This is a genomic window from Pseudomonas sp. FDAARGOS_761 (assembly GCF_013343155.1).
In the GTDB taxonomy this organism is placed as follows: domain Bacteria; phylum Pseudomonadota; class Gammaproteobacteria; order Pseudomonadales; family Pseudomonadaceae; genus Pseudomonas; species Pseudomonas aeruginosa.
In genome coordinates this window covers 161,965-181,778 of record NZ_CP054572.1, presented here as the reverse complement: position 1 = coordinate 181,778, position 19,814 = coordinate 161,965, and the positions used below count along the sequence as shown (strand labels likewise).

At 66.5% G+C, this 19,814-nt stretch carries 20 protein-coding genes; 12 read left to right on the top strand and 8 right to left on the bottom strand.

The features are described from left to right. Positions 1-21: 21 nt before the first annotated feature. The 4 genes from FOC67_RS00855 (at position 22) to cbpA (ending at position 3,424) form a co-directional block, all read left to right on the top strand. The gene (locus FOC67_RS00855) at positions 22-1,584 is read left to right on the top strand and encodes an AAA family ATPase (RefSeq protein WP_009314224.1); all 1,563 of its coding nucleotides are present in this window, start codon (positions 22-24) and stop codon (positions 1,582-1,584) included. A gap of 91 nt (positions 1,585-1,675) precedes the next feature. Continuing rightward, positions 1,676-2,023, top strand: a complete 348-nt coding sequence (locus tag FOC67_RS00850) for a pentapeptide repeat-containing protein (RefSeq protein WP_009314226.1) — start codon at positions 1,676-1,678, stop codon at positions 2,021-2,023. A 225-nt stretch (positions 2,024-2,248) separates the two neighbouring features. Continuing rightward, complete coding sequence (locus tag FOC67_RS00845; RefSeq protein WP_003095094.1) at positions 2,249-2,521, top strand: TfoX/Sxy family protein; 273 nt, start codon at positions 2,249-2,251, stop codon at positions 2,519-2,521. 105 nt (positions 2,522-2,626) lie between these two features. Beyond that, positions 2,627-3,424 (top strand): cAMP-binding protein CbpA, encoded by a 798-nt coding sequence (gene cbpA / locus FOC67_RS00840; RefSeq protein WP_003095096.1) that lies wholly within the window; start codon positions 2,627-2,629, stop codon positions 3,422-3,424. Positions 3,425-3,886: 462 nt separating this feature from the next. Here cbpA and FOC67_RS00835 read toward each other — a convergent pair whose 3' ends face one another. From FOC67_RS00835 to FOC67_RS00815, 5 genes are read right to left on the bottom strand one after another with little or no spacing between them, the layout of a single operon-like run. Continuing rightward, positions 3,887-4,774 carry a ChaN family lipoprotein gene (locus FOC67_RS00835; RefSeq protein ID WP_009314229.1) on the bottom strand — a complete coding sequence of 296 codons (888 nt, stop codon included), beginning with the start codon at positions 4,772-4,774 and terminating at the stop codon, positions 3,887-3,889. Positions 4,775-4,784: 10 nt separating this feature from the next. Beyond that, the gene (locus FOC67_RS00830; protein ID WP_003095098.1) at positions 4,785-5,552 is read right to left on the bottom strand and encodes a heme ABC transporter ATP-binding protein; all 768 of its coding nucleotides are present in this window, start codon (positions 5,550-5,552) and stop codon (positions 4,785-4,787) included. Beyond that, complete coding sequence (locus FOC67_RS00825) at positions 5,552-6,535, bottom strand: iron ABC transporter permease (protein ID WP_003121063.1); 984 nt, start codon at positions 6,533-6,535, stop codon at positions 5,552-5,554. Before FOC67_RS00825 ends, FOC67_RS00830 begins: the two co-directional genes overlap by 1 nt. A 50-nt stretch (positions 6,536-6,585) precedes the next feature. Continuing rightward, positions 6,586-7,479 (bottom strand): hemin ABC transporter substrate-binding protein, encoded by an 894-nt coding sequence (locus tag FOC67_RS00820; RefSeq protein WP_009314230.1) that lies wholly within the window; start codon positions 7,477-7,479, stop codon positions 6,586-6,588. Positions 7,480-7,488: 9 nt separating this feature from the next. Further along, positions 7,489-8,553: a hemin-degrading factor gene (locus FOC67_RS00815; protein ID WP_009314231.1), complete on the bottom strand. Its 1,065-nt coding sequence runs from the start codon at positions 8,551-8,553 to the stop codon at positions 7,489-7,491. A gap of 179 nt (positions 8,554-8,732) precedes the next feature. On the opposite strand from FOC67_RS00815, the gene phuR reads away from it, so the two are divergent. From phuR to FOC67_RS00800, 3 genes are all read left to right on the top strand, one after another. Beyond that, complete coding sequence (gene phuR, locus FOC67_RS00810; protein ID WP_009314232.1) at positions 8,733-11,027, top strand: heme/hemoglobin uptake receptor PhuR; 2,295 nt, start codon at positions 8,733-8,735, stop codon at positions 11,025-11,027. Between the two features lie 102 nt (positions 11,028-11,129). Beyond that, positions 11,130-11,477 (top strand): Rieske (2Fe-2S) protein, encoded by a 348-nt coding sequence (locus tag FOC67_RS00805; protein ID WP_073665850.1) that lies wholly within the window; start codon positions 11,130-11,132, stop codon positions 11,475-11,477. 80 nt (positions 11,478-11,557) lie between these two features. Continuing rightward, the gene (locus FOC67_RS00800) at positions 11,558-12,070 is read left to right on the top strand and encodes a DUF4136 domain-containing protein (protein ID WP_009314234.1); all 513 of its coding nucleotides are present in this window, start codon (positions 11,558-11,560) and stop codon (positions 12,068-12,070) included. 3 nt (positions 12,071-12,073) lie between these two features. On the opposite strand, the gene FOC67_RS00795 is transcribed toward FOC67_RS00800, so the two are convergent. Continuing rightward, positions 12,074-12,523: a DUF4345 family protein gene (locus FOC67_RS00795; RefSeq protein ID WP_004365359.1), complete on the bottom strand. Its 450-nt coding sequence runs from the start codon at positions 12,521-12,523 to the stop codon at positions 12,074-12,076. A gap of 249 nt (positions 12,524-12,772) precedes the next feature. Here FOC67_RS00795 and FOC67_RS00790 point away from each other — a divergent pair, with 249 nt between their 5' ends. Further along, positions 12,773-13,222, top strand: a complete 450-nt coding sequence (locus FOC67_RS00790; protein WP_003095106.1) for a DUF411 domain-containing protein — start codon at positions 12,773-12,775, stop codon at positions 13,220-13,222. Positions 13,223-13,280: 58 nt separating this feature from the next. Here the strand turns inward: FOC67_RS00790 and alaC are convergent, their stop codons facing one another. Continuing rightward, a complete protein-coding gene (gene alaC / locus FOC67_RS00785; protein WP_003111172.1) occupies positions 13,281-14,516 on the bottom strand; it encodes an alanine transaminase in 1,236 nt (411 codons plus the stop codon). Between the two features lie 169 nt (positions 14,517-14,685). Between alaC and FOC67_RS00780 the strand changes: the two genes are divergently transcribed. Together FOC67_RS00780 and FOC67_RS00775 are read left to right on the top strand one after the other, a co-directional pair. Further along, the gene (locus FOC67_RS00780) at positions 14,686-15,540 is read left to right on the top strand and encodes a PhzF family phenazine biosynthesis protein (protein WP_009314235.1); all 855 of its coding nucleotides are present in this window, start codon (positions 14,686-14,688) and stop codon (positions 15,538-15,540) included. A 67-nt stretch (positions 15,541-15,607) separates the two neighbouring features. Beyond that, positions 15,608-16,501 (top strand): neutral zinc metallopeptidase, encoded by an 894-nt coding sequence (locus FOC67_RS00775; RefSeq protein ID WP_003095112.1) that lies wholly within the window; start codon positions 15,608-15,610, stop codon positions 16,499-16,501. A gap of 21 nt (positions 16,502-16,522) precedes the next feature. Here the strand turns inward: FOC67_RS00775 and FOC67_RS00770 are convergent, their stop codons facing one another. After that, positions 16,523-16,999 (bottom strand): hypothetical protein, encoded by a 477-nt coding sequence (locus FOC67_RS00770; protein WP_009314236.1) that lies wholly within the window; start codon positions 16,997-16,999, stop codon positions 16,523-16,525. 413 nt (positions 17,000-17,412) lie between these two features. On the opposite strand from FOC67_RS00770, the gene FOC67_RS00765 reads away from it, so the two are divergent. Beyond that, complete coding sequence (locus FOC67_RS00765; RefSeq protein ID WP_003095114.1) at positions 17,413-18,708, top strand: NCS2 family permease; 1,296 nt, start codon at positions 17,413-17,415, stop codon at positions 18,706-18,708. Then, positions 18,705-19,796 (top strand): tRNA (uridine(54)-C5)-methyltransferase TrmA, encoded by a 1,092-nt coding sequence (trmA, locus tag FOC67_RS00760; RefSeq protein ID WP_009314237.1) that lies wholly within the window; start codon positions 18,705-18,707, stop codon positions 19,794-19,796. Before FOC67_RS00765 ends, trmA begins: the two co-directional genes overlap by 4 nt. The last annotated feature ends 18 nt before the right edge of the window (positions 19,797-19,814 follow it).

Here is a 19,814-nt window from a genome sequence, read left to right as displayed (position 1 = left end):
TTTCAGAGGCAAGGATATCCCGTGAGCCAGACCCTGATCGCCGCCCTGCAGAACCCGGCCCTCTACCCCCACCCGGTGGAGCGCTTCGAGGTCATCGAGACGCACATCTCCTGGGTCCTGTTGACCGGTCCCTACGCCTACAAGATCAAGAAGCCGATGGATTTCGGCTTTCTCGATTTCACCAGCCTGGACAAGCGCCGCTTCTATTGCAACGAAGAGCTGCGCCTGAACCAGCGCCTCACCGACGATCTCTACCTGGAGGTCCTGCCGATCACCGGCAGCGAAGAGGCGCCGCGGATCGGCGGCGACGGCGAGGCAATCGAATACCTGCTGAAGATGCGCCAGTTCCCGCAGGACAACCTGCTGGCGGCAATCCAGGGCCGCGGCGAACTGTCCAACCAGCATATCGACGAACTGGCCGAGCAGATCGCGCACTTCCACCAGAACACTCCGAAGGTGCCGCTGGAGCACCCGCTGGGCACCGCCGAGTCCTGCATGGCGCCGGTGCGGCAGAATTTCAAGCAGGTTCGCCCGCTGCTCAAGGACAAGGCCGACCTGCAACAGCTGGATGCCCTCGAAGCCTGGGCGGAAAGCAGCTTCGAACGCCTGCTGCCGGTGCTCCAGGAGCGCAAGGCGAAGGGCTTCATCCGCGAATGCCACGGCGACATCCACCTGGGCAACGCCGCGCTGATCGACGGCAGGGTAGTGCTGTTCGACTGCATCGAATTCAACGAGCCGTTCCGTTTCACCGATGTCTGCGCCGACTTCGCCTTCCTCGCGATGGACCTGGAAGATCGCGGCCTGAAGTGCCACGCTCGACGCTTCGTCAGCCTCTATCTGGAACACACCGGCGACTACCAGGCCCTGGAACTGCTGAACTTCTACAAGGCCTACCGCGCCATGGTCCGCGCCAAGGTCGCGCTGTTCAGCCTCGGCTACCAGACCGATGCCGTGCAGCGCGCGGCGACCCTGCGCCAGTACCGCAACTACGCCAACCTGGCGGAAAGCTACAGCGCCATTCCCTCGCGCTTCCTGGCGGTCACCCATGGTGTCTCCGCGGTCGGCAAGAGCCAGGTGGCCATGCGTCTGGTGGAGGCTCTGGGCGCCGTGCGCCTGCGCTCGGATGTCGAACGCAAGCGTCTGTTCGGCGAGCAGCCGGAACACGACAGGGGCCAGTTCGCCGCCGGCATCTATAGCAGCCAGGCCAGCGAAGCGACCTATGCGCACCTTCACCAGTTGGCCGCGAAGATCCTCCAGGCCGGCTATCCGGTGGTGATCGACGCCGCCTACCTGAAGCAGAATCAGCGCCAGGCCGCTTGCCACATCGCGGAAGAAACCGGCGTGCCGTTCCTGATCCTCGACTGCCAGGCGCCCGAAGCGGTGATCGCCGGCTGGCTTGCGCAACGCCAGGCGGAAGGCAAGGACCCGTCCGACGCGACTCTCGACGTGATCCGCACCCAGCAGGCTACCCGCGAGCCGCTGACAGCGGCGGAGACGGTCCAGAGCAAGCGCGTCGACACCCACGACGCGGCCAGCCTCGACGGGCTGGTCGACGGCATTCGCCAGCGCCTGCCCGGTCTCTGAACGAACTGCCATGCCGCCCGCCCCTCCAGGGCGGGCGCCGTGCCGCTGCTCTTCTATACTCACGGCGAGCCTTCTGCGCAGGACGCCGCCCATGAACTCGCCCCGTCAGCTCGACTCGCCGCTCTACCAACTGCTCCACGCCGAAGACATCGAAGGCTTCAACCGACAGAAGCCGGCCGACGGCTGGATCGACCTGGCCGGCGGCGACTTCCGCGGCCTTGACTTGCGTCTGCTGGATGCCGCCCGCGTCGACTTCAGCGATGCCTATTTCCGCGGCGCCGACCTGCGCGGCGTGGATCTGCGCGAGGCGCGCCTGGAGGGCGCCAGCCTGGCCCATGCGCAGATATCCGGTACGTATTTCCCGTTGCGCCTGGCGCCGGACGAGATCCGCATGTCGGTGAACTTCGGCACCCGCCTGCGCTACCTGCCGGGGCCCTGAGAAGCGGAAGGACCACGCCAGGCCACGTTTTGCCGGGAGGCCGCTACACTTCTGGCAGGTACCCGGCCGGCTGAGGATCGGTCCCGGACCGCCTACGCCGGATCGTAAGGGCGAAGGCCGCTCGCGTCGGCCATCTCGCTCCATCGCGCCGGCCCTGTCGGCTCCGGACCGGTTCCAGGCAGTTCCGCGCCATCACGCTTCTGAGCGGCATCGCAAGGACCGACGATGAACGACGAACTGCTGAATCTGAAAAACCTCGGAAAAACCTCGACCCAATGGTTGCATGCCGTGGGTATCCACAGCGCCACCGATCTGCGTCGGCTCGGCTCGGTGGGAGCCTATCGCGCGGTCCGCGCGCGCGGCTTCCGAGCCTCGAAAGTCTTGCTCTATGCCATCGAAGGCGCACTCCTCGACGTTCACTGGAACGAGCTGTCCCCAGACCACAAGGCCGCACTGCTCGGCGAGCTGGAGACTTTCCCCGTGCGAAACAAGAGCTAGCTCACACCTGCCACGGGAAGATATTTACTCCCCCCCGGGCGCCCACCTATCGTCTCGTGGACGTTCGTACCTCCTCTCCCGACCAGGCAGCTCAAGGAAATGGCCATGTATCTACTCGGCGAGCAACCGGCTTATGCCGACCAATTGATCAATCGCCTGCAGGGAATCCCTCACCGCTTGCTCGAAGGCCTGGCACCCAGCGGCCCCGCCCTGGAACTGGAACGTAGCGACGACCTGGAACGCGAGCTGCCCGCCGACCAGGTATTCCTGGTGGAAAGCGGCCTGCTGCATGCGCTGGTCGACGAACGCCCACTGTTCTACCTCCAGGAAGGCGACCTCCTCGGCCTTCGACGCGGACTCGAGCTCCCCGCCTGCCGGCATGCCAACGAAGAACCGATCCGCCTGCTGCCCTATTCGCGCGATGCGCTGCTCCAGCACATCCATGCTGACCAGGAACGTCAGGAACTGCTATTGCAGTACCTGATCGGACAGACTGCCCTGCTCGGCGATGCGCTGGCGCACCTGAAGCAGCCGGAAGTCCGCCCGGCCACCGGCTTCCGCCACTTCGCCGCGGGCGAGGCGCTGATCCGCCAGGGCGACGATGCGGATCATGTGTTCATCATCATCGAAGGGCACGCCGAAGCGCTGGTGGACGGCCAGAAAGTCGGCGATGTACAGAAGGACGAGATCTTCGGCGCCATGGCCGTGTTCACTCGCGAGAAACGCAGCGCCACGGTGGTCGCCAGCGAACCCTGCACGGTGATGGTGATTCCCAAGGAGCAGTTCCTCGGCCTTATGCAGAACAACCCGCGAATCGCCCATAGCCTGATCGAAGGCATGGCCCGGCGGATAGACCTGCTTAACCGGGAAGTGACCCAGCTGCGCCTGCGCCGCAGCGCCTGAGGCCCATTCCAGAGGGCTCGCGACTAGCTAGCAGAAAAGTTTGGCGAAAGCGTTTGACATGGAAATGAGAATCATTATTATGTCACTCAACTGGTCGCGAGATCAGCCGGTAAGCTGAGAGACCCACGCAGTCGGACTCTTCAGATTATCTCCTCATCAGGCTAATCACGGTTTTTGACCCGGCACTTTGCCGGGTCTTTTTTTGCCTGCGATACGGCCGAGACGACCGTTCATCGGCTGACGATGGAATGAATGAGAACCGGCTTGACCTGATAATGAGAATAGTTATTATTACAACAACTGGTCGCGAGGCCAGCAGGTAAGCTGAGAGACCAAGCAGTCGGACTCTTCAGATTATCTCCTCATCAGGCTAATCACGGTTTCGACCCGGCACTTTGCCGGGTCTTTTTTTGCCCGCGAAAACGTAGCGCGATACGCGGCTCCAGGCCTCGCGCCCTTCCTTCAACGCGCCTTCTTCATCTCCGCGCAATAGTCCTTGTCCGGCTGTGCCGGCGTGTACCAGGCGTAGTCTGCCTCACGCGTCGTTACCGCCTGCCCGGCCTCGACCAGCATCAGTACCTGCGCGCCCTTCTCCGCACCAAGGTCGCGCAGGTGGACCGGTACGCCGAGGTCGCGTCGGGCGTGGAAGCTGCCGGCGACGAGCATCGCCGGCAGTGGCGCATCGCGAAGACGCTCGGCCATGCGGCGGTCGCGTTGCTGCTGGACGGCGAGCATCGCCGGCAATTGATCGTCGGGAAGCATGCCGCAGTGGGATTCGCGAATCTGCGCAAGCAACGGCAGGCGCACGCTGTCACGCCTGGAGGCCGTTCCGGGAAGCGGCGGACGCTCCTTGTAGATGCGCATGATCTCGCTCCGCTGGAGGTTCGCCGCCAGCAACGGCGCGGGTTGCGCAACCGCCCAGGACACCAGGGGTCCGTACTGCGTCCAGTCCCAACCTTTCTGCCAGTCCAGGGCCTGCTCCAGGTTCGCCACCGGCTTGCCGGTCCCGAGTTGTGCGCGGACCGCATCCACCTGTGGTTGCTGGCCGGGATCGAGCATTTCCAGCAGCAGGCTGCCCTGCGCCCGATATTCGCCCAGGGCCTGCGCCAGCCACAGTTCCACGGCATGATGATCGGGATTGTCGTGCTTCTCGCCGACGATCACTCGCGGCGCGGCCGCCAGGCGTGCGACCAGTTGCTGCGGGCTCAGCGTCACGCCGCTGCGCAATTCGACGATTCGTCCCGTCTGCGGATCGTCGCGCCCTTCCGGGCTCTGCCAATCAGGCAGCGGCGGCAGTTGGGACTGGCAGCCGCCCAGCAGCAGACAGAAAGCGAACAGGCGAATGCGCATGGCGACTCCTTCAACGGGCGACGATCAGCGGATGACCTCGCTCGGGATGACGCTGGACCAGGACCTCGAGGCCGAACACCGCGCGCAACGGCTCGGGGCGCAGGACTTCCTCGGGCGTACCGAGCAGGTGCGGGCGACCATTCTGCAACAGCAGCAGGCGGTCGCAATAGCGCGCGGCCAGGTTGAGATCGTGGAGGATCACCAGCACCGAGGCACCGCGGCGGGCGAAATCATGCACCGCCTGCAGGGTGGTGTGCTGGTGCAGCGGGTCGAGCGCCGAGGTCGGTTCGTCGAGCAGCAGCACCTGCCCCGGCTCGCCCGGCCACAGCTGCGCCAGCACCCGCGCCAGGTGCACGCGCTGGCGTTCGCCGCCGGACAGCGCCAGGTAGCTGCGCCCGGCCAGATGGCTGGCGTCGGCCGCCGCCAAGGCCTCGGCGACGATCTGCACATCGCGCTCGCGGCCGCTGGAATGGGGCAGCCGACCGAAGCCGACCACCGCCTCCACCGGAAAGGCGAAGCCCAGCGACGAACTCTGCGGCAGCACCGCCAGGCGCTGCGCGCGAGCGACGCCCGGCCAGTCGTCGAGGCCGCGCTCGTCGAGCAGCACCAGCCCTTCGGCCGGCTCCAGTTCGCCACAGAGAGCGCCAAGCAAGGTGCTCTTGCCAGCGCCGTTGGGGCCGAGTACGCCGAGCATCTCGCCAGGCCGCAGCTCCAGCTCGAGGCCTTCCAGTACAGTCTTTCCGCCACGGCGGATGGACAGGTTCTCCACGCGCAGCATCAGGCCCGCCCCCGCAATAGCAGATAAAGGAAGAACGGCGCGCCGATCAGTGCCGTGACGATGCCGATCGGCAACTCCGCCGGAGCCAGCGCCAGGCGCGCCAGCAGGTCGGCAAGCAGCAGGAGAATGGCGCCGGCCATCATCGAGGCCGGCAGCAACGTCCGATGATCCGGACCGGCAACCAGACGGATCAGGTGCGGCACCACCAGGCCGATGAAGCCGATCATCCCCGCCGCCGCCACTGCGGCGCCGACGCCGAGGGCAGTGCAAAGCACCAGTTCGGCCTTCAATCGCTCGACGTCGAAGCCCAGGTGACGGGCCTCGGACTCGCCGAGCAGCAGTGCGTTCAGCGCATCTGCCCGGCGCGGTAGCCAGCAGGCCACCAGCAGCGCCACCAGCAGCAGCGGCCAGAGTCGTGGGTAGCTGGCGCCGTTCAGGCTGCCCAGGTTCCAGAAGGTCAGGGTACGCAAGGTGGCGTCATCGGCGAGATAGGTAAACAGTCCGATCACCGCGCCGGACAGTGCGGTCAAGGCGATCCCTGCCAACAACATGGTGGCCACGCTGGTCTGGCCATCGCGGCGGCCAAGCCGATAGACCAGCCAGGTCACCCCCAGGCCGCCGCCGAAGGCGCACAGCGACAGCAGGTAAGGCGCGAGGAACGCCGGCAAGCCGCCCAGCGAGGCGCCGAATACGATGGCCAGCGCCGCGCCGAGGGCCGCGCCGCTGGACACCCCGACCAGCCCTGGATCGGCCAGCGGGTTGCGGAACAGGCCCTGCATCGCCACCCCGGACAGCGCCAGCACCGCGCCCACGGCCAGGCCGAGCAGGGTCCGCGGCAGGCGGATCTGGCCGAGGATCATTTCCGCCTGGGCCAGGCCCGTTCCATCGAGCGGCAGCCCGGCCAGGCGCAGCGCGGCGCGCAGGGTATCGCCCAGCGGCAGGCTGACGGGACCGAGGGCGAGGGACAACCAGAGGACCAACACGAGCGAAATCCCCAGCGCACCGAACAGTGCGCGGGGACGAACAACCGATTTCAATGGGCGGCTTCCGTACTCAGCGGTTTCGCGGAAGGATAAAAGGCTGCGGAGAGAGCCGCCAGGCCATCCGGCAGGCGCGGACCGAGGCCGCCCACCAGGAGCGTCGGGTCCAGCACCAGCAGACGTCCGTCACGCGCCGCGCGGGTCGCGGCGAGGCCGGGGTTCTGCTTGAGCAGCGCGGCACGCGCCGCATCACCTTCGAGGCTGCGGTCGGCGATCACCACCGCGGTCGGATCGAGCGCGGCCAGGGCTTCCACCGAGATCGGCTTGTAACCCTCATGGGTAGCCAGGTTGCGTGCTCCGGCCCGGTTCAGGACCCAATCGCCGCCGGTATTGCGCCCGGCTACCAGCAACTGACCGCCGGCGTTGCCGATCACCAGCAGGACGCCCGGGGCCGGCTGACTCTTCTGCGCGGCCGCGATCCAGTCCGCCTGGCGCCGCAGCCGCTGACGATAGTCAAGTTCGGCGGCCTCGGCGCGCTGGGGCACGCCGAGCCAGTCGCCAAGCTTCTTCAGGTTGCTTTCCAGTGCCTCCAGATCCGGCTTGGCGGAGAGGGTCTCGACCCGCACGCCAGCGCCTTCGAGCTGCTTGAGTACCGGCGGAGGCCCCATTTCCTCGGTGCCGATGAGGATATCCGGACGCAACGCCAGCACGCCCTCGGCAGCCAGTTGGCGCTGGTAGCCGACGCTCGGCAACTGTTTCAGCGCCTGCGGATGCTGGCTGGTGGTGTCCACCCCGACCAGCTTGCTCTCGCCACCCAGCGCCACCACCCATTCGCTCAGCGAGCCGCCCGCGCTCACCCAGCGTTGCGGCAGCTCGGCGGCCTGGGCCATGCCGGTGCCGAGCAGGATGCCCAGCGCCAACCCGTTGAATAGTCGATCGATACGCATGATCTCTCCTCAGAACGCCTTGAAGGATTCGGCCAGTTCGCGCCAGTCGTCGCGCTCGGGCTCGCCGGGCTTGCGCGCGCCGAACAGTTGCACGATCAGTTCGCCGTCGGCGTCGAAGGCCTCCCAACTGGTTACGATGCCATCGGTGCTCGGCTTGCGCACCCGCCAAAGTTCGGCGATGCCGGTGGTCTTCAGGTGCAGGTTGAATTCCGGATCGAGCACGTTGAACCAGTCGTCCAGCCACTTCAGGTTGCACACAGGCCCGGTATGGATCTGGATGCAGTGGGCGTTGCCGACGAACACCATGATCGGCAACCCGCTTTCGGCCGCCGCTTCGAAGAGTTTCGCCAGGTCGCCATTGTCCAGGCGCTCGGCCCATTCGCCGCCAGCCAGGCGCAGCGCCTGGGTGCGCTGCGCGCCATGCTTCTTCAGCAGGGCGTGGAAATGATGGGTGTCCTTCAACGCGGCCCAGCCTTCGCGCAAGGCGGCGGCATCGATCTGCGCATCGACGAGCGAAGCAGCCGGCGCGCGGGGTTCGCGCAGGGCCAGCACGGCATCCTGCTCGGCAGCCCGCAGGCGCTCGACCAGCGGTTCCCAGGCGCGGACGTCGCTGGCCTCGGTAAGGAACACCTTGTGCACCGCCACGCCCTGCTGGTCGAACACCTGGATGCTGCGCTGGGTACCCCGCGCTGTCTCCTCGGCAATGGCGAAGACGGCGTTCCAACCCCCCAGGAACAGGCGCAGGTCGATATCCGGCGAGACCACCAGGCCCATCTGCCCATTGGCAGAGACCGTCACTTCGCGATACGGCCCCTTGCGTTCGTGGACGCAATGCTCGTTGCGGGTCAGCGCCATGATCGGCCCCAGTTCGCCGAGCGCCGGCAGCAAGGCGGCCCAGTCCGGCCGCAGGCGCACGGCATCGATGCCGACCCGGCTGGCGACCAGCTCGCCTTCGCTGACCTGCAACAGCGCGGCGGCGTCGCGCGCGCGTAGCTGCGGTCGCTCGGCGCGCAGGTCCTGCCAGGCGCGGTAAAGCTCGGCAGGGGAATGGGAAAGGCTGGGAGTGCTGCTCATCGACGGTTCCTCGGGCATATCCGGTTCGGTCGCGCTACGCGCAAAACAGGTGAACTTTGCCACAAAACGCATATCTGAATCCATTTGATAATTATTTGCATTAGCGTTTTTCTGGCAGTACCTTGTGCGCCCGACGTCCCCCTGGCTATTCGCCACCGGCCCGACCCAAGGAGTCCCACATGCCGCTCTCCCCGCCCTTCGCCCTGCGCCCCTGCCTGGCCCTGCTGTTGCTCAGCCCTTCCCTGGCTCTGGCGGGGAACGCCGTCCCGCTGACCCCGACCACCATCACCGCCACCCGTACCGAGCAGGCAGTGGATTCGGTGCCGAGCACCGTCAGCGTGCAGACCCGCGAACAACTGGACCGGCAGAACGTCAACAACATCAAGGAACTGGTGCGCTACGAACCGGGAGTCTCGGTCGGCGGCGCCGGCCAGCGTGCCGGGATCACCGGCTACAACATCCGCGGCATCGACGGGAACCGCATCCTTACGCAGATCGACGGGGTCGAACTGCCCAACGACTTCTTCAGCGGCCCCTACGCGCAGACCCACCGCAACTACGTCGATCCGGACATCGTAAAGCGCGTGGAAATCCTTCGCGGCCCGGCCTCGGCGCTGTACGGCAGCAACGCCATCGGCGGCGCGGTGAGCTACTTCACCCTCGACCCGTCGGACATCATCAAGGACGGCAAGGACGTCGGCGCCCGGCTGAAGGCCGGCTACGAGTCGGCAAGCCACTCCTGGCTGACCTCGGCCACCGTCGCCGGCCGCGCCGACGACTTCGACGGCCTGCTGCATTATGGCTACCGCCAGGGCCACGAGACCGAATCCAACGGCGGCCACGGCGGCACCGGGCTCTCGCGCAGCGAAGCCAACCCGGAAGACGCCGACAGCTACAGCCTGCTCGGCAAGCTGGGCTGGAACTACGCCGAGGGCAGCCGCTTCGGGCTGGTCTTCGAGAAGTACAAGAGCGACGTCGATACCGACCAGAAGAGCGCCTATGGCGGCCCCTACGACAAGGGCAAGCCGACCATCCCGCCGAGCATGCTGCCGGGCGGCATGTACCAGTGGCGCAAGGGCAACGACACCCTGACTCGCGAGCGCTACGGCCTGGAGCACCATTTCCTGCTCGACAGCCCGGTCGCCGATCGCATCCAGTGGAGCCTGAACTACCAGTTGGCGAAGACCGACCAGGCGACCCGCGAGTTCTACTACCCGATCACCCGCAAGGTCCTGCGCACCCGCGACACTACCTACAAGGAACGCCTGTGGGTCTTCGACAGTCAGTTGGACAAGAGCTTCGCCATCGGCGAGACCGAGCACCTGCTGAGCTACGGGATCAATCTCAAGCACCAGAAGGTCACCGGCATGCGCAGCGGCACCGGCACCAACCTGGACACCGGCGCGGACAGCCCGCGCGATGCCCTGGAACGCAGCAGCGACTTTCCCGATCCGACGGTGAAGACCTACGCCCTGTTCGCCCAGGACAGCATCAGCTGGAACGACTGGACCTTCACTCCCGGCCTGCGTTACGACTACACGCGCATGGAGCCGCACATCACCGACGAGTTCCTGCGCACCATGAAGCAGAGCCAGAACACCGCGGTCGACGAGTCGGACAAGAAATGGCACCGGGTTTCGCCCAAGTTCGGCGTGACCTACGACTTCGCCCAGCACTACACCTGGTATGGCCAATACGCCCAGGGCTTCCGCACGCCCACCGCCAAGGCGCTGTACGGTCGATTCGAGAACCTGCAGGCGGGCTACCACATCGAGCCTAACCCCAACCTCAAGCCGGAAAAGAGCCAGAGCTTCGAGACCGGGCTGCGCGGCAAGTTCGACGAAGGCAGCTTCGGCGTGGCGGTGTTCTACAACAAATATCGCGACTTCATCGACGAAGACGCCCTGAATACCGATAGCACCGGCGGCAACGGCCAGACCTTCCAGTCCAACAACATCGAGCGTGCGGTGATCAAGGGCGTCGAACTCAAGGGCCGCCTGGAGCTGGGCGCCTTCGGCGCGCCGCAGGGACTCTACACCCAGGGCAGCGTGGCCTACGCCTACGGTCGCAACAAGGACAACGGCGAGCCGATCAACAGCGTCAACCCACTCACCGGAGTGTTCGGCCTGGGCTACGACGAAGCAGACGGCAACTACGGCGGGCTGCTCAGCTGGACCCTGGTCAAACGCAAGGACCGCGTCGACGACAGCACCTTCCACACCCCGGATGGCACCGCCAGCCAGTTCAAGACCCCGGGCTTCGGCGTCCTCGACCTCAGCGCCTACTACAGGCTGAGCAAGGACCTGACCCTCAACGCCGGTCTCTACAATCTGACCGACAAGAAATACTGGCTGTGGGATGACGTGCGCGGCTACGACAGCGTCGGCGAGGCTTCGGCGCTGGCCCCGGCCAACATCGACCGGCTGTCCCAGCCAGGCCGTAATTTCGCGGTCAACCTGGTCTGGGACATCTGACCCGTTACCCCTTCGCACACGGAAGTGCCCCCATACCCAGCGCCTGGCCATGCCGGGCGCTTTCCATGCCACAGGTGAAAGCCGTCCTCCGGATCAGGGATAATGATCCCGGCAAACGGAGCGCCCATGATCCACCTGTGTCCCTCTTCCCATCTCGCCGAAGGCAACAGCCGCGGCTTCCTCGTCGATGAGCGGCGGCTGTTCGCGGTGCGTCGCGACGGCCGCGCCTACGTCTACCTGAACCGCTGCCCGCATCGCGGCATCCCGTTGGAGTGGCAGCCCGATGCCTTCCTCGACGACAGCGCCAGCCTGATCCGTTGCGCCAGCCACGGCGCGCTGTTCCTCATCGAGTCCGGAGAGTGCGTCGCCGGCCCCTGCGCTGGCGAGCGCTTGCGCGCCCTGCCCTGCCGGGAAGACGCCGAAGGCCTCTGGGTGGAGCTGGACGACTGACCCAACGGGGGATGGGCGGCAAGCCGCGAGGCAACGGCTAGGCTTGCGGCACAAAGATAAAAAAGAGGAAGGAACGCGCCATGCGCCGATTCAGCCTGCGCTTCGTCCTGCTGCTCCTGTTCGGCCTGCTGCTCTATGCCTGCCGCAATGAACCGGGCCCCGTACGGCTCGCCCCTGGCGTAACAGCGGCGGATTACAGGACTTTCTTCATCCAGGCGGTACGCGCCGAGGGGCACCGCATCGACTTCGAGGAGCGTTTCGATACGGCCGTGCGCCGCGCCCTGGAGGCCAAGGGCTATCGCTACCAGGTGGAACACGGCGACCTGCGGGTGATCTACGCCCTCGGCCTGCAACGCCAGCCGGGCCTGGAAATGCGACCGGTGATCACCCAGGATGGCGTCTTCACCCAGACCCAACTGACCGAAGACACCGAGGCCAGGCTGGCGCTGCGCATCCTTGACGAAAGCAACGGCAGGGTCCTTCTGGAAAGCGTGCTGAGCCGCCAACTGCACGATCCGGCGCTGACCCAGGAAGCGTTCGACCGCGGCGTCGCGCAATTGCTGAAGGACTTCCCGAGTCGCAGTCAACCTTGAATGTCACAGGCCGTCGAAGTCGTCCTCGCGGCGCTCGGTGTTCTCGCCGGGCGTCGACAGCCGGGGCGGCCGCCGTTGCAGCCACCACAGGGCGGCGATCCCCAGGGCAGCCATTGCGCCGCGGAATAGCAAGCCGAACAGGTTGCCGTCGGCCTCCATCCCGCCCTCGATCCAGGCAATCAATAGCCGCGACAGGGTCAGGATCGATTGCAGCAGCACTACCAGGATCAATGCCGGCTGCACCAGCGAAGCCCGGCGCAGGGCGAACAGCAGGAACAACGCCAGGGCGAACTGATGGCCGCCATAGAACACCCGCGCATCGCTGACCGCCGAAGGCTCCATCAGCAGCATGCCACTGAGATTGGCCATCTCGTAGGGACGCACCCAGTACAGCACTCCCAGCGCGCCCCATACCAGCGCCTGAACCAGCAAAACCAAACGGGCGAAGAGCATCCCCTTTCTCCTCGGGCCTGTTGCCCCCAGCGGTCAGTTCGACACCGGCGGCGAACGCCCCGGCAACCCTAAGGACAGCAGACCCAAACCGCGCCGACGAGTTCGCTGCGACAATCCGTCCCTGCCCAACGGCAACCCGGCGCGGCGGGCAGCGCATCGCTTCGTCACAAGTGGATACAGCTCACCGGCTGGGTGGCGGCGGGTGCCAGCGGTATGCTCCCGGCATTCGCTCGCAGCAAGGAGAATCCCATGCGCCGCTTCGCACCCCTGGCCGTCCTGGCCGCCACCCTGCTCCACGGTTCCCTGGTCCAGGCCGCCGAACCGCTGGCCATCGACGTCCACCGCGACGCCAACTGCGGCTGCTGCAAGGACTGGATCAAGCACCTCGAAGCCAACGGTTTCAAGGTCACCGACCATGTGGAAGCAGACATGAGCGCAGTCAAGAGCCGCCTCGGCGTGCCCTACAGCATGGGCTCCTGTCATACCGGAGTGATCGACGGCAAGTTCGTCGAAGGCCACGTGCCGGCAGCCGACATCCTCAAGCTGCGCGAACGTGCCGACCTGGTCGGCGCCGCCGTACCGGGCATGCCGGTCGGCTCGCCGGGCATGGAAATGGGCGACCGCCAGGACGCCTACCAGGTCGTCGGCCTGACCAGGAGCGGCCAGGCCTCGGTACTGGCGGAGTACCCGGGACGCTAACGAAAACGCCGTTTCCCCCAGGGGAAACGGCGTTTTTCCTTGTAGCAGGGCGTGAGGATCACTCCGCCAGGCTATCGACCTTCTTCTGCGGCGACAGCAGCCCGTCGGCGCGGAACATCGACTTGATCCCGCGCACCGCCTGGCGCAGGCGGTCGCGGTTCTCGATCAGGGCGAAACGCACATGATCGTCGCCGTAGTCGCCGAAGCCGATCCCCGGCGACACCGAGACCTTGGCGTCCTGCAACAGCTTCTTGGCGAACTCCAGCGAGCCCAGGTGCGCATAGGGCTCGGGGATCTTCGCCCAGACGTACATCGAGGCCTTCGGGTTCTCCACCATCCAGCCGGCCTCGCGCAGCCCCTTCACCAGGACGTCGCGGCGCTGCTGGTACTGCCGGGCGATATCGCGGACGCACTGCTGGTCGCCTTCCAGAGCGGCGATGGCCGCCACCTGCAGGGGCGTGAAGGTGCCGTAGTCGTGGTAGCTCTTGATCCGCGCCAGGGCCGAGACCAGCTCGGGATTGCCGACCATGAAGCCGATCCGCCAGCCGGCCATGTTGTAGCTCTTCGACAGGGTGAAGAACTCCACGGCGATGTCCTTGGCGCCCGGCACCTGCATGATCGACGGCGCTTTCCAGCCGTCGTAGACGATGTCGGCATAGGCCAGGTCGTGCACGACCATCACGTCGTACTGCTTGGCCAGCGCCACCACGCGCTCGAAGAAGTCCAGCTCGACGCACTGCGCGGTCGGGTTGGAGGGGAAGCCGAGAATCATCATGCGTGGCTTGGGAATCGATTCGCGGATCGCCCGTTCCAGCTCGTTGAAGAAATCGATGCCCGGCACCAGCGGCACCGAGCGCACCTGGGCGCCGGCGATCACCGCACCGTAGATGTGGATCGGATAGCTCGGGTTGGGCACGAGGATGGTGTCGCCATGGTCGAGGGTCGCCAGCATCAGGTGCGCCAGGCCTTCCTTGGAGCCGATGGTGACGATGGCTTCGCTTTCCGGGTCGATCTGCACGTCGTAGCGGTCGCGGTACCAGTGCGAGATGGCCCGGCGCAGGCGCGGGATGCCGCGCGAGGTGGAGTAGCCATGGGTGTCTTCGCGCTGGGCGACGGTGCAGAGCTTCTCGACGATATGCGGCGGGGTCGGCCCGTCGGGATTGCCCATGCTCAGGTCGATGATGTCCTCGCCACGGCGACGAGCGGCCATCTTCAGTTCGGCGGTGATATTGAAAACGTAGGGGGGAAGGCGGTCGATGCGCGCGAAACGGCGCGCAGGGCGTGATTCAGCCATGCTGTCCTCGGAGTAACGTAAGCGCCCGGAACCGTCCGAGCGACGCCGGCCGCTGCGGCGGCCTGGAAAGCACCAGCCAGGCGCTTTCTTGTCGGCGAACATAAAGGCCGATAGGCTGCTTGTCGAGTCCCCCCTCGCGTTTTTCATTCCATTTCACAGGAAAAGGCCCATGTCCCGACGCTACTGGCAACTCGATGTGTTCGCCGAGCGTCCGCTCACCGGCAACGGCCTGGCCGTATTCGACGACGCCAGCACCCTCGATGACGCCGCCATGCAGGCCTGGACCCGCGAACTGCGCCAGTTCGAATCGATCTTCCTGCTGCCGGGCGACGACCCACGGGCCTTCGGCGCACGGATCTTCACCCTGGAGGAAGAACTGCCGTTCGCCGGCCACCCGCTGCTCGGCGCCGCCGCCCTGCTCCATCACCTGCGCGGCGGCGACAACGAACAGCACTGGACGCTGCACCTGGCCAGCAAGTCGGTGGCCCTGCGCAGCGTGCGGGCGGGCAGCGGTTTCTACGCCGAGATGGACCAGGGCCGCGCCGAATTCGGCGCCACCCCGGACGCCGGGACCTGCCGCTGGTTCGCCGAAGCCTTCTCGCTATCGGCCAACGACCTGTCCGGGCATCCACCGCGGGTGGTGAGCACCGGCCTGCCCTACCTGCTCCTGCCGGTAACCGCCGAGGCGCTGGGTCGAGCCCGTCAGGTCAACGATTTGCAAGAAGCCCTGGATAAACTCGGCGCGGCGTTTGTCTATCTGCTCGACGTCGACGGGCGCGAGGGCCGCACCTGGGACAACCTGGGGCTGGTGGAAGACGTGGCTACCGGCAGCGCTGCCGGTCCGGTCGCCGCCTACCTGGTGGAATACGGGCTTGCCGCGCGCGGCGAACCCTTCGTCCTGCACCAGGGACGCTTCCTCGACCGGCCGAGCCGGCTCGACGTCCAGGTCGCGACAGACGGCGGCGTCAGGGTCGGCGGCCACGTCCAACTGCTCGCCCGCGCCGAGCTGCTGACCTCGGCCTGACGGTCGGGGTGGCGCTGGCGGCGGACGACGACAACACTGAAGAAGCGAAACGTACAGGAGAACCGCCATGCTCTGGCGCAAAGGACGACGCAGTGACAACGTGATTGATGCCCGGGGCGAAGGAGGCGCAGGCGGCGGTGGCGGCATGCGCATCGGCGGCAAGGGCCTCAGCCTGGGTGGGGTGGCCATCGTGGTGGTGGTCGGCCTGCTGATGGGCCAGGATCCGATGCAGATCCTCGGGTCGCTGCTCGGCCAGATGGACAGCCCGGCGCCGGCCACCCAGCAGCAGGCCGGCGGTCGGGCCCCGGCGGCCAACGACGAGCAGAGCGAGTTCGTCCGCTCGATCCTCGGCGACACCGAGGACACCTGGGAACAGATCTTCGCCAGCGGCCAGGCACAATACCAACAGCCCAAGCTGGTGCTGTTCAGCAATGGGGTGAATTCCGCCTGCGGCTTCGCCTCGTCGGCCACCGGGCCGTTCTACTGTCCGGCCGACCGCCGGGTCTACCTCGACCTGGAGTTCTTCCGCGAGATGGAACAGCGCTTCTCCGCCGCCGGCGACTTCGCCCAGGCCTATGTGATCGCCCACGAGGTCGGCCACCACGTGCAGAACCTGATGGGCATCTCGGCCAAGATCAACGCAGCCCGCCAGCGCGGCGCGCGCATGGAGGGCGCCAACGGCCTGTCGGTACGCCAGGAACTGCAGGCGGACTGCTTCGCCGGGGTCTGGGCCAACCGTGCACAGCAGCGGCTGAACTGGCTGGAGCCGGGCGACATCGAGGAAGCCCTGAACGCCGCCAACGCCATCGGCGACGATCGCCTGCAACGCCAGGGCCGCGGCATGGTGGTGCCGGATTCCTTCACCCATGGCTCCTCGGCGCAACGCATGCGCTGGTTCAAGACCGGCTTCGAGAGCGGCTCGCCGGCCAGTTGCGATACCTTCAAGGCCCAGACGCTCTGAGCCTCGCCGCCAGCCGGGCGCTTAGCGCCCCGGCTGGCTTCCCAGCGCATTCAACTGATCGGCCAGTTCCCTGGCCTCGTAGGCCGAAGCCAACCCGTCGAGATAGACCTTGCCGTTGCGGATCGGCTCGCGCACCCGCGGCGCCAGGCGCAGGCGCCCGTCCACCAGTACCGCTAGAGTGCGCCCCCGGGCCTCGCCGGTCAGCGCGGCCAGGCGGCGGGCGGCCGGTTCGGTGAAGGTGACTTCGACGCCGGGTCGACCGTTCTGGTCGTACAGGACCTCGGCGCGGAGTACGTCAGCCTGGGTCAGGCTGGGCTTCAGCGCCACCAGCATGGCCTTGCCCTGCGGGTCGGCCAGGGTGCGGAACGCGGCGGAAGGCGTGCTGGCGGTGGCATAGACCCCGAAGCTGTGCTGCGGGATCGGCAGCGGATCGCTGGCGCAGGCGGCCAGCAGCAGCGCCAGGCCCAGCGGAAGGAATGCGAGTTTCGAGCGTTTCATGATGAGGTACTGCAGAAAACCTGGGCGGAGCGTCCGTCCGGACGCCAACGCCTATGTTAACGCCGCCCGCGCCGGGCGGGCGAGCAGGCCCTTCCGCGAGGCGACGATCGACTAGACTGGCGGAAATTCACCCCTCTCCCGCGAACTGGTATGATGCGCGCCTTTTCGAGCCGTATGAACCCCACGCAGGCCGCCGCGAGGCCCCTGGCGTGCGTGGGTCGTTTCATGCGGCTCGCGCATTTTCGGGACTCAGCCGTCTGCCGGGATCGTTCGCGATACCGCGCCGACGATACAGCGATGCAACGCCCGCCACGCGGAAATTCGGTTTTCCCTGGTCGGCGGCCGGCTCCGCGGCCGGCCACTTCTGCTGGCGCCATGGGGATCGTTGCAGAGCACATTCAGGGGAATCCAACATGCTGGAAAAGCTGTTTCAACTAAAGGCGCACAACACCACGGTGCGCACCGAGATCCTGGCGGGGATCACCACCTTCCTGACCATGGCCTACATCCTCTTCGTCAACCCGAGCATCCTCGGCGAGACCGGCATGGACAAGGGCGCGGTGTTCGTCGCCACCTGCCTGGCAGCGGCCATCGGCTCGACCATCATGGGCCTGATCGCCAACTACCCGATCGCCCTGGCCCCCGGCATGGGCCTCAACGCCTTCTTCACCTACACCGTGGTGCTGCACATGGGCCACAGCTGGCAGGTCGCGCTGGGCGCAGTGTTCATTTCCGCCACCATGTTCTTCCTGCTGTCGATCTTTCGCATCCGCGAATGGATCATCAACAGCATCCCCCTGCCGCTGCGCTCGGCGATCGCCGCCGGCATCGGCCTGTTCCTCGCACTGATTGCCCTGCAGAACGCGGGCATCGTGGTGGACAACCCGGCAACCCTGATCGGCATGGGCGACCTGACCAAGCCGGCACCGATCCTCGCCACCCTCGGCTTCATCCTGATCGTCGCCCTGGAGGCGCGTAGCGTCACCGGCGCGGTGCTGATCGGTATCCTGGTGGTCACCGCCATCGCCATCCTGCTCGGCGTGACCCAGTTCGGCGGCGTGGTCTCGATGCCGCCGTCGCTGGCGCCGACCTTCCTCCAACTGGACATCAAGGGCGCGCTGGACATCGGCCTGGTCAGCGTGATCTTCGCCTTCCTCTTCGTCGACCTGTTCGACAACTCCGGCACCCTGATCGGCGTCGCCAAGCGCGCCGGACTGATGGGCAAGGACGGCCACATGCCGAAGATGGGCCGCGCGCTGATCGCCGACAGTACCGCCGCCATGGGCGGCTCGCTGCTGGGCACCTCGACCACCACCAGCTACATCGAGTCCGCCGCGGGCGTCAGCGCCGGCGGCCGCACCGGCCTGACCGCCATCGTCGTCGCCATCCTGTTCCTCCTCGCGCTGTTCTTCGCCCCGCTGGCCGGCAGCGTACCGGCCTTCGCCACCGCCCCGGCGCTGCTCTTCGTCGCCGTGCTGATGGCCTCGGGCCTGGCAGAGATCGACTGGGAAGACATCACCGTCGCCGCGCCGGTGGTCGTCACCGCGCTGGCCATGCCGTTCACCTATTCGATCGCCACCGGCATCGCCTTCGGCTTCATTTCCTGGACCGCGATCAAGGTGCTGTCCGGGCGCTGGCGCGAACTGAACCCGGCGCTGGTGATCCTCTCCGTCCTGTTCGTGATCAAGCTGGGCTTCTTCAACGCATGAGCCGTCCACAGTTCGACCCCAGCGCCTACGCCGCGCAACTGGAAGACAAGAAGTCCCGCCTCGCCGGTTTGCTGGCCCCGTTCGCGGCACCCGCGCCGGAGGTCTTCGAGTCGCCGCGCGAGCATTACCGGCTGCGCGCCGAATTCCGCCTGTGGCGGGAAACCGGCAACGAGAAGCGTCACTACGCGATGTTCGAGCAGGGCGACAAGCACACGCCGATCCTGATCGAGGATTTCCCCATCGCCAGCCGCCGCATCAACGAACTGATGCCGCGCCTGAAGGCGGCCTGGGCCGACCCGGCGCTGGGCTTCAAGCTGTTCCAGGTGGAGTTTCTCACCACCCTGGCCGGCGACGCGCTGATCACCCTCTGCTACCACCGGCCGATCGACGACGCCTGGCGACAGGCAGCGGAAAAGCTGGCGGCGGAACTGGGCGTGAACCTGGTCGGGCGTTCGCGCCGCAAGCGTATCGTCGTCGGACGCGACTATGTGGAGGAGGAACTGTCGGTCGCCGGCCGGCGCTTCCGCTACCGCCAGCCCGAGGGGGCTTTCACCCAGCCCAACGGCGAGGTCAACCAGAAGATGCTCGGCTGGGCCTACGAGGCGCTCGGCCAGCGCGACGACGACCTGCTCGAACTGTACTGCGGCAACGGCAACTTCACCCTGCCCCTGGCCACCCGGGTACGCAAGGTGCTGGCCACCGAGATCAGCAAGTCCTCGGTCAATGCGGCGCTGGCCAACCTGGCCGACAACGCGGTGGACAACGTCAGCCTGGTGCGCCTGTCGGCCGAAGAGCTGACCCAGGCGCTGAACGAGGTTCGCCCGTTCCGCCGCCTGGCCGACATCGACCTGAAGAGCTACGCCTTCGGCAGTGTCTTCGTCGATCCGCCACGAGCCGGCATGGATCCGGACACCTGCGAGCTGACCCGGCGCTTCGAGCGCATCCTGTACATTTCGTGCAACCCGGAAACCCTGGCGCAAAACATCGCCCAACTGCACGACACGCACCGGATCAGCCGCTGCGCGCTGTTCGACCAGTTCCCCTACACCCACCACATGGAAAGCGGCGTCCTGCTCGAACGCCGCTGAGCGAGTGGCCGCGCCCCA

What these genes read in the sequence shown, in the direction of transcription:
- FOC67_RS00850 (WP_009314226.1), top strand. Translation starts at nt 1,676, where the DNA reads ATGAACTCGCCCCGTCAGCTCGACTCGCCGCTCTACCAACTGCTCCAC.
- FOC67_RS00845 (WP_003095094.1), top strand. Translation starts at nt 2,249, where the DNA reads ATGAACGACGAACTGCTGAATCTGAAAAACCTCGGAAAAACCTCGACC.
- cbpA (WP_003095096.1), top strand. Translation starts at nt 2,627, where the DNA reads ATGTATCTACTCGGCGAGCAACCGGCTTATGCCGACCAATTGATCAAT.
- FOC67_RS00835 (WP_009314229.1), bottom strand. Translation starts at nt 4,774, where the DNA reads ATGCGCATTCGCCTGTTCGCTTTCTGTCTGCTGCTGGGCGGCTGCCAG.
- FOC67_RS00830 (WP_003095098.1), bottom strand. Translation starts at nt 5,552, where the DNA reads ATGCTGCGCGTGGAGAACCTGTCCATCCGCCGTGGCGGAAAGACTGTA.
- FOC67_RS00820 (WP_009314230.1), bottom strand. Translation starts at nt 7,479, where the DNA reads ATGCGTATCGATCGACTATTCAACGGGTTGGCGCTGGGCATCCTGCTC.
- FOC67_RS00815 (WP_009314231.1), bottom strand. Translation starts at nt 8,553, where the DNA reads ATGAGCAGCACTCCCAGCCTTTCCCATTCCCCTGCCGAGCTTTACCGC.
- phuR (WP_009314232.1), top strand. Translation starts at nt 8,733, where the DNA reads ATGCCGCTCTCCCCGCCCTTCGCCCTGCGCCCCTGCCTGGCCCTGCTG.
- FOC67_RS00805 (WP_073665850.1), top strand. Translation starts at nt 11,130, where the DNA reads ATGATCCCGGCAAACGGAGCGCCCATGATCCACCTGTGTCCCTCTTCC.
- FOC67_RS00800 (WP_009314234.1), top strand. Translation starts at nt 11,558, where the DNA reads ATGCGCCGATTCAGCCTGCGCTTCGTCCTGCTGCTCCTGTTCGGCCTG.
- FOC67_RS00795 (WP_004365359.1), bottom strand. Translation starts at nt 12,523, where the DNA reads ATGCTCTTCGCCCGTTTGGTTTTGCTGGTTCAGGCGCTGGTATGGGGC.
- FOC67_RS00790 (WP_003095106.1), top strand. Translation starts at nt 12,773, where the DNA reads ATGCGCCGCTTCGCACCCCTGGCCGTCCTGGCCGCCACCCTGCTCCAC.
- alaC (WP_003111172.1), bottom strand. Translation starts at nt 14,516, where the DNA reads ATGGCTGAATCACGCCCTGCGCGCCGTTTCGCGCGCATCGACCGCCTT.
- FOC67_RS00780 (WP_009314235.1), top strand. Translation starts at nt 14,686, where the DNA reads ATGTCCCGACGCTACTGGCAACTCGATGTGTTCGCCGAGCGTCCGCTC.
- FOC67_RS00775 (WP_003095112.1), top strand. Translation starts at nt 15,608, where the DNA reads ATGCTCTGGCGCAAAGGACGACGCAGTGACAACGTGATTGATGCCCGG.
- FOC67_RS00770 (WP_009314236.1), bottom strand. Translation starts at nt 16,999, where the DNA reads ATGAAACGCTCGAAACTCGCATTCCTTCCGCTGGGCCTGGCGCTGCTG.
- FOC67_RS00765 (WP_003095114.1), top strand. Translation starts at nt 17,413, where the DNA reads ATGCTGGAAAAGCTGTTTCAACTAAAGGCGCACAACACCACGGTGCGC.
- trmA (WP_009314237.1), top strand. Translation starts at nt 18,705, where the DNA reads ATGAGCCGTCCACAGTTCGACCCCAGCGCCTACGCCGCGCAACTGGAA.